Source organism: Alkalicoccobacillus murimartini, from assembly GCF_030813245.1.
Classification (GTDB): Bacteria; Bacillota; Bacilli; order Bacillales; family Bacillaceae_D; genus Alkalicoccobacillus; species Alkalicoccobacillus murimartini.
The window spans coordinates 120630-133893 of the sequence record NZ_JAUSUA010000003.1; the positions used below are offsets into that span (position 1 = coordinate 120630).

Annotated in this window: 11 protein-coding genes; 10 read left to right on the forward strand and 1 reads right to left on the reverse strand. The window is 38.8% G+C overall.

What is annotated here, in order from left to right:
• The first annotated feature begins 111 nt into the window (after nucleotides 1-111).
• The 10 genes from J2S05_RS11480 (at nucleotide 112) to J2S05_RS11525 (ending at nucleotide 11683) form a co-directional block, all read left to right on the forward strand.
• A complete protein-coding gene (locus J2S05_RS11480; protein ID WP_306982911.1) occupies nucleotides 112-1758 on the forward strand; it encodes a glycoside hydrolase family 43 protein in 1647 nt (548 codons plus the stop codon).
• Nucleotides 1759-2025: 267 nt separating this feature from the next.
• Nucleotides 2026-3282: an extracellular solute-binding protein gene (locus J2S05_RS11485; RefSeq protein ID WP_306982913.1), complete on the forward strand. Its 1257-nt coding sequence runs from the start codon at nucleotides 2026-2028 to the stop codon at nucleotides 3280-3282.
• A gap of 62 nt (nucleotides 3283-3344) precedes the next feature.
• Entirely contained in the window at nucleotides 3345-4220 is an 876-nt protein-coding gene (locus J2S05_RS11490; protein WP_306982915.1) for a carbohydrate ABC transporter permease, read from the forward strand.
• 26 nt (nucleotides 4221-4246) lie between these two features.
• Nucleotides 4247-5137, forward strand: a complete 891-nt coding sequence (locus tag J2S05_RS11495; RefSeq protein WP_306982917.1) for a carbohydrate ABC transporter permease — start codon at nucleotides 4247-4249, stop codon at nucleotides 5135-5137.
• 28 nt (nucleotides 5138-5165) lie between these two features.
• Complete coding sequence (locus J2S05_RS11500) at nucleotides 5166-5597, forward strand: hypothetical protein (RefSeq protein WP_306982919.1); 432 nt, start codon at nucleotides 5166-5168, stop codon at nucleotides 5595-5597.
• Between the two features lie 16 nt (nucleotides 5598-5613).
• Nucleotides 5614-6576, forward strand: a complete 963-nt coding sequence (locus tag J2S05_RS11505) for a glycoside hydrolase family 43 protein (RefSeq protein ID WP_306982921.1) — start codon at nucleotides 5614-5616, stop codon at nucleotides 6574-6576.
• 49 nt (nucleotides 6577-6625) lie between these two features.
• Nucleotides 6626-8110 (forward strand): alpha-N-arabinofuranosidase, encoded by a 1485-nt coding sequence (locus tag J2S05_RS11510; protein ID WP_306982923.1) that lies wholly within the window; start codon nucleotides 6626-6628, stop codon nucleotides 8108-8110.
• A gap of 507 nt (nucleotides 8111-8617) precedes the next feature.
• Nucleotides 8618-9880, forward strand: coding sequence for an ABC transporter substrate-binding protein (locus tag J2S05_RS11515; RefSeq protein ID WP_306982925.1), 1263 nt, complete (start codon nucleotides 8618-8620; stop codon nucleotides 9878-9880).
• Nucleotides 9881-9891: 11 nt separating this feature from the next.
• Complete coding sequence (locus tag J2S05_RS11520) at nucleotides 9892-10803, forward strand: carbohydrate ABC transporter permease (RefSeq protein WP_306982926.1); 912 nt, start codon at nucleotides 9892-9894, stop codon at nucleotides 10801-10803.
• Between the two features lies 1 nt (nucleotide 10804).
• A complete protein-coding gene (locus tag J2S05_RS11525; protein WP_306982928.1) occupies nucleotides 10805-11683 on the forward strand; it encodes a carbohydrate ABC transporter permease in 879 nt (292 codons plus the stop codon).
• A gap of 671 nt (nucleotides 11684-12354) precedes the next feature.
• Here J2S05_RS11525 and J2S05_RS11530 read toward each other — a convergent pair.
• Nucleotides 12355-13140, reverse strand: coding sequence for an SDR family oxidoreductase (locus tag J2S05_RS11530; protein ID WP_306982930.1), 786 nt, complete (start codon nucleotides 13138-13140; stop codon nucleotides 12355-12357).
• Between the last annotated feature and the right edge of the window lie 124 nt (nucleotides 13141-13264).

Below are 13264 nucleotides of genomic sequence, written 5' to 3' on the forward strand. Positions count from 1 at the left end.
TGAAGGGATAAGAGGATAGGGTTAATCATTTAGATAGTTGTACGTATATGCTAATGGTGTTAGCATATAAATGAAAGCGTTATCATAAAACAAGCGAAGGGAGTTTGAACAATGAAAATATCTCGAAGAAGAGGGTGGATTGTTTGTGCCTTGATGATTTGTTTGTTGACGTTGGGATTGTACAGTGAAAATGGAGGGGCTAAGATGAATGGTCATGTGAACGAGGACGCAATAGAATTTCAAAATGCTACTGTACATGACCCATCAATTGTGAAAGAAGGGGACATGTACTATGTGATAGGTTCACATATTGATGGGGCTAAATCTAATGATCTGATTAATTGGGAGAATTACACGAATGGATACACCACTCCTGGTAACACAATGTACGGAGATCTCTCAGAGAATTTGGCGGAATCTTTTTTATGGGCTGGAGAGAATGATGCAGACAGTCGTGGTGGGTATGCCGTCTGGGCACCTGAGGTTATTTGGAATGAGCAATATGTTCATGAGGACGGAACGGAAGGTGCTTATATGATTTACTATAGTGTTTCTTCTACCTATATACGATCAGCTGTTGGTTACGCCGTTTCTAAAGATATGGAAGGGCCTTTTGAGTATGTAGATACAGTGATGTATTCAGGGTTTTATGATCATGAAGCTTATGATCATAATAGTGATGTGAATAAACATTGGGCAAATACGAATATCTCCGACTTAATAGACGAAGGAGTATTTGAGGAACCTAATCCTGAATGGTTCACGGATGATGGTCGCTACAACTATCGTCTTTTCACTAATTCTATTGATGCTAATTTATTCTTTGATGAATCCGGAGATCTTTGGATGACATACGGTTCTTGGGCGGGAGGAATATTTGTTTTAGAAGTAGATCCTACAACTGGTAAGCCAATATATCCTGGTGAGGACGGAGTAACAGAGGATGGAAGAATGATCGATCGGTATTTTGGAACGAAGATTGCTGGAGGGTTTGGACATTCCATTGAAGGTCCCTACGTTTATTATGATGAAGAGGAAGAATATTATTACCTTTTCACAACTTATGGAGGATTAAGTTCGACAGGTGGGTATCAGATGAGAACATTCCGATCAACATCACCTGCGGGTCCATACGAAGACGGATCGGGTCAAGCCGCTGTTTTTCCTGATTCATTAGATGATGGAACAGTACGAAACAAAGTAGATAGTCGCGATCACGAAGGAATTGGAAATAAGTTAATGGGTAATTTTCTTATGGAAGACGGTAATCCAAGTTCGGGCTATGCGTCTCCAGGGCACAACTCAGTGTATGTAGATCCGGACTCTGGTAAGAGATTTGTAGTGTTTCACACACGTTTCCCTGATAGTGGAGAAATGCACGAGCTGCGTATTCATCAACTGTTTATGAATCAAGAAGGTTGGCCAGTGGCTGCGCCTTACCGACACGCTGGAGATGTTGGAGAAAGGGTAGAACGTCAGGACGTTATTGGAGAGTATGAAGTAATTGATCATGGAACAGACATAACTGCTGAAATTAAAAAGCCAAAGAATATCACGTTGGAGAAAAATAATAAAGTCACAGGTGATATGAGTGGAAAATGGAAACGAATGGGGCACAATCGAGCAGAATTAGAAATAGAAGGACAGACATACGAAGGTGTTTTTCTAAATCAATATAACCCGAACGAAGGCAAATACGTTATTACATTTACGTTAATGTCATCAGATGGAGAAGCATTATGGGGGACGTATAAATAAAATGTGAGCAAATCGCGAGAGGTAGACTCTCGCGATTTTTGATGAAAAAAGTCGAAATTATTTGAGTCATTTAACTAAATAAATGGTTGCTAATCATTTAAACTGTCGTTATAATTTGATTAAGTTATACGTACAAATGACATATTTGAATATATTTATATAAATACGTGCGTATAAAAAAGAAAGTCGTTTAATAGAATAGAAAAGGTGCTTTTTTTATTTGTTTTATATGAAAGCGTTATCATATTTGAAATAGGGGGAGTAAAGATGAAGAAGTTAAAAGGGTTATCTGTTCTTCTAGGTCTGTCAGTTATGTTAGTGGCTTGTGGCAACGATGAGTATACGATTGAATTTTGGACACCGTTAACCGGGGATGATGGAGTAAATATGGACGAGTTAGTGAAACAGTATAATGACTCGGATCCAGAATATGAAGTAAATCATGTCATAACGTCTGACATGTATACAAAAATGTATACCGTCCTAAACTCAGGCAGAGGAATTCCTGATCTATCTATTATTCACGCAGATCGGGTACCAAACTTTGTTGATCAAGACTTGCTTGAGCCTATGACTGAAATTATGGCTCTACAGTCGGAGCTAAAAGAAGAGAATTATTTAACAGAAGCATGGACATCAGGTGACGTTGATGGAACGCAATATACGATCCCGTTAGATATCCACGGTAGCGCTATGTACTACAACGAGGATTTACTTGCGAAATATGGTGTTGAAGACTTCTTAGATGATGACGTTGTTACGTTTGAAGAAATGCTGTCATTGCAGGGTCAATTGGATGAGGGAGATTACGTACTAAATGACTCTTTATTAAGCTGGGTTATCTTAGCTCAAATTCAGAATCTTGAAGGAGAAATTGAAGATGAAGCTGGTAATCCTACCGTTAATACTCCTGAAATGAAGCAATCTTTTGAAGCAATTAAGGAGTTATCTGAGGCGGGCATAATGACTCCATACGGGGAAGACGGATATTTAATGTTTCAATCTGGAAATGTTCTATTTTCTACTGATGGAACATGGAGCTCTATAGGACATTCACAGGTCGAAAATTTGAACTACGGAGTGACAAATGTATATGCATTTGAACCAGCAACCTTTCATAACCGCGCCTCTTCTCATCTGTTCGCACTACTAGCTACAGATGAAAGAACTGAGGAGAAAGAAGAAGGCATTGCGGCATTTTTAGAATTTATGAGAGAGCATTCGATTGAATGGGCTGAAGCTGGTCAAATTGTTGCAAGTGTTGATGTGGTAGAAAGCCCTGAGTACACAGAGTATCCGCAATCGTTTTTCACCTCTACAGAAGAGCAAACAGATTCACTACACATTTATACGTATCGCCACTACCCATATGTAGCGGAGGCTCTAGATATGTACTCTGCAGATATTGTGCATGGAGAGATTGATATTGATGAGGGCTTAGCTGAGATGCAACGATTTGTAGAAGATAAAATTCAAGAAGGTGCTCTAGATCTAGAAAATGTGGTAGAGGAAGACACAGAATAATAGAAAATGAGCAGTGTGCGTAGTCGCGCATTGCTCTATATAAAGGAGTGTCAAAATCGGGAATGAAAAAAATTAACTATAGTCCTATATTCTTTGTTGGCCCTCATATTTTGTTGTTTCTAGTTTTTATCTTACTGCCAACCATTTTTGGAATCTACGCATCTTTTACTAAGTGGAATCTGGTTGGAGATCCAGTTTGGGTCGGGTTAGATAATTATCGTACGATTTTATTTAATGAAGATTCAACTTTTTACCATCAATTTTACAATGGTATGAAAAATACATTTCTATTTGTGCTTATATCCGTGCCACTTATGATTATCATTCCGCTGTTAATTGCAGTTGCATTAGAGCATAAGGAAGTTAAATTCAAGAACTTGTTTCAAACGTTGCTCTATATCCCTGGTCTCATCTCAATTTCTGCTGCGTCTCTTATCTGGTCACTTATCTTTAATAAGCAGCTTGGGGTCGTTAATAATTTATTTGGATCAGAGGCAGTATGGGCGTCTACTCAACCCTATGCATGGATTACGATCATTGCGATTACGATATGGGCAGGAATTGGTGGAAATATGATTATCTATCGTGCTTCCATAAATGGGGTTTCACCAGATTTATATGAGTCTGCAGAAATCGATGGGGCCGGTTCTTTTAGGAAATTTATTAATATAACCTTGCCCTCGATTCGCTTTCCATTAATTTTCACACTTGTTATGACTACCGCTGGTTCCTTTAATGTGTTTGCTCAGCCTCTTATGATGACGAGTGGCGGTCCTCAACAAAGTACAACGGTTCTCATGATGTATATTCGTGATTTAGCCTTCAGTCATGGTCAATCCATAGCAGGCGTAGCTTCAGCTATGGCCGTCATGTTAGGTTTGGTCATTCTAGTAATCTCAGCTATTCAATATTACTTAATGAATCGTAATGCTGTATAGATGACAAAATGCAAAGGAGGATCATGATGTCAAATACAACCTTAGCTAAATCAAAACCGTTGAAAGTAAAAAAGAACAGGCGATTTAATCCTTCCATGTACTTAGCTTATACGTTTTTAATTATTGTCAGCGGAGTCTGGTTAATTCCAGTCATATTTGGAATTACAACATCGTTTCGTTCACAAACAGAAGTCGTCAACGAGGGGTTTCGTTTATTACCTGTCAATTGGATCGTCGATAACTATGTAGCGATTTTAGAGAACACTTCTAGTGCGCCTATTTTGCAATGGATTTGGAACTCTATTTTTATCTCAACCACACACACTTTACTCGTCATTGTTGTCATTTCGATTACTGGATATGGGTACACACGTATGAAGTTTAAGGGAAGAGATGCTTTGTTTTTTACGTTATTAGCAATCTCATTTTTTCCAAATGTCGTAAACTTAATTCCTTCTTATAAAATTATTGATACCTTAGGCTGGGTTAATACTCCATGGGCAATGATTGTTCCTGGCTTAGCAGGTATGGGGAATATATTTTTAGTCAGACAGTTTATGAAAGGGATCCCAAAAGAGCTTGATGAATCTGCAAGAGTGGATGGAGCGAGTGACTTTGTCATTTTCTTTCGGATTATCCTGCCGCTAATTAAGCCAGTATTAATTGTATGTGGACTGTTCTCTTTTGTTGGGTCTTGGAATGATTTTCTATGGCCAGTTATTGTGTATACGGACGTACAAAAAATGCCAGTGACAGCGGGATTACTTCTGTTACAGGATGTATATGGTAATTATCGAATGATTGGTCAACTAATGGGGTCTGCGATCCTAGCCATCATTCCAACATTGTTACTATTCTTATTCGCCCAGAAGTACTTTGTTCAAGCGATTAAATTAAATGCAGGTATAAAAGGATAAGGACAAATTTCTAACAAAGGACGGATTCATGATGGTGACGATCAAAAGAGGGATTGAACGAAAGTTACTCATCGTTGGTTCAATGTGGAACGCGTGTACAGCGTTGCTTACCATATTTAGTTACTATAGTTGGTTTGATCAAGAAGGAGCTGCAAGGTTAGAGAGCCAAGAATTAAATACAATGATCGCAGGCTCTCAAATGGTGAACAATATACTTCAAGTTATTATGTTGTTTGGTATTTTCATGTTAATAGGAGCATTAATAAATTTTGTGGTGGCCGTAAAATTGAAAGATCATGAAATTCAAAAAGGCGTTGTTATTTGGATGGTTGTGTGGGGTCTAATATTAATTGTTTCAATGGATATCATCGGATTTTTGATTGTATTATTCGCATTAGTCATTTATTTAGCAAAAAATAAAGCTATTAAACTATCAAAAGAAGAGATGGCACATGAATAAGAGAAGGAGTGGGGAAATGAATAATATTATGCCTTATCAAAATCCTGTAGTTGAGCAAAGAGCAGATCCATGGGTGTACAAACACTCGGATGGTTATTATTATATGACAGCCTCCGTACCCGAGTATGATCGAATTGAATTAAGAAGATCTGAAACGATAAATGGGTTAGGAGTAGCGGAACCTCAAGTAGTCTGGAGGAAGTATGCGACTGGACCTTTGAGCGCGAATATATGGGCACCAGAAATTCATTTTATCGATCAAAAGTGGTACATCAATTTCGCCGCGGCAAGAACAACTGATACCAAAGAGGGACTATTTGATCACCGGATGTTTGTGCTTGAAAACGAAACAGCGAATCCGCTAGAGGGTGAATGGATAGAGAAAGGGCAGATCAAAACCAAATGGGAGTCATTTGCATTAGATGCAACCTATTTTGAGCACAAAGGTATTTCATACTTAGTTTGGCCACAGAAGGATCCAGATATCGTTGGCAATTCTAATCTTTATATTGCGGAACTGGAGAATCCTTGGACGCTTAAAGGGGAGCAGGTCATGATTGCGACGCCTGAATATGACTGGGAAAAGATCGGATTCTTAGTTAATGAAGGACCTGCTGTTATAAAGCGAAATGGTAAGATTTTTATCTCCTTTTCAGCTAGTGCTACAAATCATCATTATTGTATGGGGATTTTATCAGCAGATGAGAATAGTCCATTATTGGACGCGTCATCCTGGCACAAAAAAGCAGAACCTCTCATGACAACAAACGAACAAACTGGTCAGTACGGTCCAGGTCATAATAGTTTTACTGTTTCAGAAGATGGGGAACAGGATGTTTTAATCTATCATGCAAGAAATTATAAAGAAATAACAGGTGACCCACTATACGATCCGAACAGGCACACAAGGGCCCAAGTATTCACATGGGATCAAGATGGATTTCCGGTATTTGGTGAACCGGTACCAGATAAAGAATAACGCAATCTTTGAAAGCGTTCTATTAAACACAAAGAGGGAGAGATTCACGATGAGTCAAAAAGTTGTTATCAATACAGATATTAAAAAAGGAACAATTAATAAAAATATATATGGGCATTTTGCAGAACATTTAGGTCGTTGCATCTATGAAGGATTCTGGGTTGGAGAGGATTCTAGTATGGATCACACAAACGGAATTCGTAATGATGTAGTGGCAGCTTTGAAAAATTTGAACATTCCTGTCTTACGTTGGCCGGGCGGTTGTTTTGCTGATGAGTATCATTGGAAGGATGGTGTAGGTCCTAGAGAAAACCGCAAACGAATGGTCAATACTCATTGGGGTGGTGTGGTTGAAAACAATCATTTTGGTACCCACGAATTTATGATGTTGTGTGAAATGCTTGAAACGGAACCATACATTTGTGGTAATGTGGGGAGCGGAACGGTGCAAGAGATGTCGGAATGGATAGAGTACATGACGTTTGATGGTGAGTCCCCAATGGCTAATTGGAGACAAGAGAATGGACGAGAGAAATCATGGGACCTCAAATATTTTGGCGTAGGAAATGAAAATTGGGGATGTGGTGGAAACATGCGTCCCGAATTCTATGCAGATTTATATCGTCAGTATCAAACCTATGTGCGTAATTATGGTGAAAATAAACTATACAAAATTGCTGGCGGAGCAAATGTAGACGATTTTAATTGGACAGAAACCTTAATGAGAGAAGCCAGTTGGCTAATGGATGGACTAAGTCTCCATTACTACACGATTCCTGGTGACTTTTTCAAAGGAAAAGGTTCGGCCTTAGATACAAGTGAAAAAGAATGGTATATCACTATGCAAAAAGCGCTGCATATGGATGAATTGATTACGAAGCATTCTACGATCATGGACAAATATGACCCAGAGAAAAGAGTAGGGTTAATTATAGATGAATGGGGAACATGGTTTGATGTTGAACCCGGAACAAATCCAGGTTTCCTCTATCAACAGAATACCATTCGTGACTCACTTGTAGCTGGTTTACACTTTCACATTTTCCACAAACATAGTGAACGTGTGCAAATGGCTAACATTGCTCAAACAGTGAATGTTCTTCAAGCGATGATTCTAACAGAAGGCGAAAAGATGATTCTCACTCCAACCTATCATGTTTTTGAAATGTTTAAAGTTCATCAAGATGCTGTGAAGGTAGATATAGATGTTTCAAGCCATTCATATGAATTAAATGGAGAAGAGATTCCAGCGGTTAGCGTCTCTGCCTCTACAAAAAATAATCAAATTCATATTAGCTTTTGCCATTTAGATGACAAGCAATCGACGTCGATAAAAATGGATGTAAGAGGGTTAGGGAAAGAATTAGGTGAAGTAACGGGAAGAATTCTAACAGCAGATCATAAAAATGCACATAATACATTCGAAAATCCAGAACATGTAACACCTGTTGCTTATGATGATTTTACAGTGAACGACCATCAGATAGAATTACGTTTACCACCTATGTCTGTTGGCGTTTTAACAATTGGATAAGCGAAAAGATGAAACAGATCTTTAAGTAACAAGATATTTCCAATGAACACCCCTTTGGATAAAATTGTCTGAAGGGGTGTTTCATATGTATCGGTCTCAATCTTACGTCCTCATATTTACCCTCACTTATTTCAAAGTTTTATTGATCTTAATTTAATAGTATACGGGAGTCAAGATTGTATTATGATCGTGAATCTTTTTTGATGCAGAGAAAAAGATTAAACAGTAATCTGCTTATAAAATAACTAAATAAACTTAGTTTAATGGATAGACAAAGTTAAACATGGCTGTTACAATCTAAAATGAAAGCGCTATCATTAAATATTGAATTTATATTTAAAAGTGTGAAGTCCAAACATGATGAGAAGAAGCTTGAATGTACTGATGGGAAGACTAATTTTTTTTTGCTAAATAATGATAGCGCTTTCATTTTGTCGTTTCACTGCCTAGGAAAGTAGTCAGTCCATTTGATTTAGACAAGTCTAAATAGAAATTGGGAGGTAGGGCATGAAAAAGATAGTTGCGCCATTTTTGCTGTTCATGTTATTGATTATCACAGCCTGTCAGAGCACAGAAGAACAAGAGGAAATAACAGTCTGGAGCTTTACTGATGAAGGAGAGTACGCGGTAGAAGCCTTTCAAGAAAAGTATCCGGATGTGAAGGTGAATTTTGAGTTTATACCAGATAGCCAATATGAAACAAAGCTTCGTTCTGCTTTGGCAACGGGAATTCGGGCACCAGATGTGTTTGCTTTAGAGGCAGCGTATTTGCGTAAATTTATTGATCATCCTTCTTTGGAATCATTAAGTGATGCTCCATACAATGCTGAGGAGTTAGTTGGTGAACATTATGAATACATTCAGGAGTTGGAGAGGGATTCAGAAGGGGTTTTACGCGCCGTTGCCTATCAAGGAACAACGGGTGGTTTTTATTTTCGGAGAGATCTAGCGGAGGAATTTTTGGGAACGAGTGACCCCAAAGAAGTTAGTGCCATGATAGAGACGTGGGACGATATCTTTAATCTAGGCGAGAGAATACACGAGGAGAGCGAAGGTACAATTAGTATCTTGCCTAACTCAGCTTCAATTGGTGATGTTCAAGATGCTCGTGTGGAACAGCCTTGGGTTGTTGACAACGAGTTGGTAATAGATCAAGCCAAAATAGATGCGCTTGATTTAGTTGATCAAGCCATTGAAACCAATTCGTTAGCGATGCTCGACAGTTGGTCTCCTGGCTGGGTAGCATCCATGCAACAGGGTTCCGTTCTTTTTTATCCAGCTCCATCATGGTTTTTAAATCATGTATTGCAATCCAATGCACCTGATACAAGTGGTCAATGGGGATTAGCAAGTGGGCCAGCTGCGTTTAGTGGGGGTGGGACCTTCTATTCCATCTATTCTGAAGGAGAAAATAAAGAGCTCGCTTGGGAATTCGTGAAACACTATGGCTTTGATGAAGAGTTTTTGCAGAATCTAGCGATAGATGAGTCGTACTATACAAGTCACCGCGGGGCAAATGAAGGTGTTGCTGACGAGATTTCAAGTGACTTTTTAGCAGGACAGAATTACTTTGAATTTTTTAACGAAGAATCCGAAAAAGTAGATTCGGTTGTCCGGACTGCATTTGATGGAGATATTGGAGAAATATATGGTGATTTATTAGGGTCGTATGCGAGAGGGAATTTTGATTCGAAAGAGGCTTTTTGGGAACGTTTTAAGCGGGATGTTCAAACTTATTATCCAGAATTAACAATAAATGATGGAATATAAGGAGGAATTCTATGTTCGCGAACCGTATTAACAAAGGCAATTACGGCTACTTCTTTATTGCACCATTTTTTATTGTTTTTATCTTGTTTGGTTTGTATCCCATTCTTTATTCATTTTACCTGAGTCTGACGAATTGGGATGGGCTTAATCCACCGGAGTTTATCGGTCTAGCTAATTACTCCCGTGCTTTTCTGGATCCTTTGTTTCTTCAATCGTTGTTTAATACCTTTTTCATATGGATCGTCTCTGTTATTCCGCAGCTAACAATTAGCTTGATTCTTGCTGTGGTTTTGACTAATCGTTTTCTTCGTGGCAAAGATTTTTTTAGAGCGGTTTATTTTTTCCCGAACATTGTTACAGCGGCCTCTCTTGGACTATTAATTAGCTTAATGTTCGATTGGCAGACAGGTAGCGTTAATCAATTACTGATGTCAGTGGGTTTGATAGATAGTGCAGTTGATTGGAAGAATAATCCTCTTTTTATGCAGATACTCGTTTCTTCGATTCTGTTTTTTCAATACTTTGGTTACTCTATGTTAATCTACATTGCTGGCTTACAAGGAATTTCACCAGATTATGCAGAGGCTGCGAGAGTAGACGGGGCCTCAAAAACACAGATCTTCTTGAAAATTACGGTTCCATTATTACGACCGATTATCATCTTTCAGGTCATTACCTCACTTATTGGTGGTGTGCAAATTTTTGACCAACCTTATATGTTAACAGAGGGTTCTGGATCACCTGATCACGCCACGCTTACAAGTGTTATGTATCTATACCGGACAGCTTTTGAACAGGGTCGATTTGGTTACGGGGCAACCATTGCTTTTTGTTTATTTCTTATCATCGTAACGTTATCTGTGATATCTTACTTGATTGCCAGAGATCGCAGCAGTGGAAAAATCTCGAAGGAGGAGAGATGATATGGAACCAAATAAAGCTACAACCTCACTCAACCAAAACACTGAAGAAGAATTGTTGCGTAAACAAAAGATAACAAACTTCATTTTATATACATTTTTGATAATGCTCGCTGCAGTCTGCTTGTTTCCGTTTTATTTAATGATTATGTACTCCACGCACTCCAATGCCGACATCGCCTCAAGCTTTTTGTATCTACCAGGAACTCATTTGTTAGAGAATTTGTCGAGAATGACTGAGAATGTAAATATATTCAGAGGTTTTATGAACAGCTTTATCATTGCGGGTGGCTCCACCGCGTTAACCATCTATTTTGGAGGCATGACAGCATACGGATTCTCAAAGTTTAAGTTTAAGTACAATACGCCGTTGTTTCTATTTATGTTAGCGACGATGATGATACCAGCCCAGCTTTCCTTGATTGGTAGTTATCGTTGGTTAGGAATGATTGGTTTACTTGATTCTCATGCTGCGATCATATTGCCAGCCGCAGCAAATACCTTTGCTGTCTTCTTTATTAAACAATTTATTGACGGAAGTATACCGAATGAAATACTAGAGTCGGCACGAATTGACGGTGCTGGGGAGTTAAGAATCTTCCACAGAATTATCTTGCCTATGATCGTACCAGCTCTTGCAGCGATAGGGATCTTCACTTTCATTGGATCCTGGAATAACTTTATTAGTCCGCTTGTATTGTTGTTCTCAGAAGAGAAGTATCCATTGCCTGTATTAGTAGCTATGATCCAAGGTTATTACACGACTGATTATGGATTGATGTATTTGGGAGTTGCTCTTTCTGTTGTGCCTATTATTATTGTTTTCTCGATTCTCTCGAAACGAATCATGGGAAGTGTTGCGATAGGCGCAGTTAAAGGGTAGAAGGTAGGCGAGGAGATTAAGCAAGAGCCATCTCTACTTTACCAAGCCGCAGACTCTATTAAATGGGTTCAAAAGATATAAGGATTAAAATGGACATTTTTATCGGACATATTGGAATTTGAGGGTGCATTAAGAGGGATCCCTGCTATATCAAGATGGATAAGAATTTAGTAAGAAGTAGGAGGTGTTAGTAAGAGAGATCTATGTAATACCAAGCTGAATCAAGGTTCATCAAGAAGAAGAGGTCGTTAGTAAGAGGGGTGAGTATGTTATCAAGATAGATAGAGATTTACAAAGAGCTGAGAAACTTGGCAAGAAGTACGTCTCGTTCATCAAGAGCCATCTCTACTTTACCAAGAGACCGACGCTATAAAATGGGTTCAAAGGGCATAAGGAATAAAATGGACATTTTTATCGGACATATTGGAATTTGAGGGGATATTAAGAGGGATTCCTGCTATACCAAGATGGATAGTAATTTAGCAAGAAATAGAAGGCTGCGCCAAGAAAGAGAGATGTTCTATCAAGTTAGATAAAGTTTTACAAAGAGCTGAGTGACCTGACCAAGAAATACGACTAGTTCATCAGGAACCTGCGCCACTTCACTAAGCCGCCAACGCTAAAAAAAGCCAAGATCGACAACTTAGTTGTCGATCTTGGCTTTTGATGTTTTAAACCTCGTCCTTCCAGACTCCTTGTTCAAATTCCTTCATCTGATCTTCTGTGCTTTGTGGAAATGCGGTACGGAATGGGTGGTGATCGGCTGGGATTACTTCAACCATTTTAGCGATCATATCCTCTGGATCATGTTGTTGATCTAGGATTTCTTCTTGTTTAGCGATTGATTTTTCTGGGGTGAAATTTTTATCGGCATTGTACCATTTCCACTTTTCTTCAAACATACGATCGTTAAATCCGGTTTCAAAAGGACCTGGATTAATAGTTGCCACTTGAACATTAAATTCCTTTAACTCTGCTCGCATGGTTTGAGCAATGGCTTCTATCGCGTGTTTAGTGGAGCTATAGGCACCTAGGTAAGGCATTGCGACTACTCCGACTATGGAGCTTAAGAAGACAATTTTTCCAGATTTCTTCTGAACGAACTTTTTCGCGGCAAGCTGTGCGGTTTCTAGTGTGCTGAATACATTGGTTTCATAAATTTCTCGAACTCGATCTACCGGAATTTCTGAGATTGGTCCACCTTCTCCAATGGCTGCATTGGCTACAAATACATCAAACTCAAACTCATCAATTAATGACTGATCTTTTTTGTTTGTGATATCTAATTTTATGACGTTCAGCTCTACTCCAGCTTCTTTAGCCGATTGGCGCAGGCTTGTTATTTGAGAAAGTATTTCTACAGCTGCAATGACATGATGACCTTCTTTGGCAAGTCCAATTGCGGTTCCTTTACCTAATCCAGTACCGGCACCTGTAATGAAAATTGTTTTTGACATGATTAGCCTCCTACATTTGCTGTGTGTAATAGGCTATTCCCATTCTATTTTGTTAGTAAACAGGAGTTTCTGAGAAGGTACGAAGGGGATTCAATTATTATTTTACTCATCAAAACGTATTGAC

Excerpts from the sequence above, each read along its gene's own strand:
- J2S05_RS11480 (WP_306982911.1), top strand. The coding sequence starts at position 112 with ATGAAAATATCTCGAAGAAGAGGGTGGATTGTTTGTGCCTTGATGATT.
- J2S05_RS11485 (WP_306982913.1), top strand. The coding sequence starts at position 2,026 with ATGAAGAAGTTAAAAGGGTTATCTGTTCTTCTAGGTCTGTCAGTTATG.
- J2S05_RS11490 (WP_306982915.1), top strand. The coding sequence starts at position 3,345 with ATGAAAAAAATTAACTATAGTCCTATATTCTTTGTTGGCCCTCATATT.
- J2S05_RS11495 (WP_306982917.1), top strand. The coding sequence starts at position 4,247 with ATGTCAAATACAACCTTAGCTAAATCAAAACCGTTGAAAGTAAAAAAG.
- J2S05_RS11500 (WP_306982919.1), top strand. The coding sequence starts at position 5,166 with ATGATGGTGACGATCAAAAGAGGGATTGAACGAAAGTTACTCATCGTT.
- J2S05_RS11505 (WP_306982921.1), top strand. The coding sequence starts at position 5,614 with ATGAATAATATTATGCCTTATCAAAATCCTGTAGTTGAGCAAAGAGCA.
- J2S05_RS11510 (WP_306982923.1), top strand. The coding sequence starts at position 6,626 with ATGAGTCAAAAAGTTGTTATCAATACAGATATTAAAAAAGGAACAATT.
- J2S05_RS11515 (WP_306982925.1), top strand. The coding sequence starts at position 8,618 with ATGAAAAAGATAGTTGCGCCATTTTTGCTGTTCATGTTATTGATTATC.
- J2S05_RS11520 (WP_306982926.1), top strand. The coding sequence starts at position 9,892 with ATGTTCGCGAACCGTATTAACAAAGGCAATTACGGCTACTTCTTTATT.
- J2S05_RS11525 (WP_306982928.1), top strand. The coding sequence starts at position 10,805 with ATGGAACCAAATAAAGCTACAACCTCACTCAACCAAAACACTGAAGAA.
- J2S05_RS11530 (WP_306982930.1), bottom strand. The coding sequence starts at position 13,140 with ATGTCAAAAACAATTTTCATTACAGGTGCCGGTACTGGATTAGGTAAA.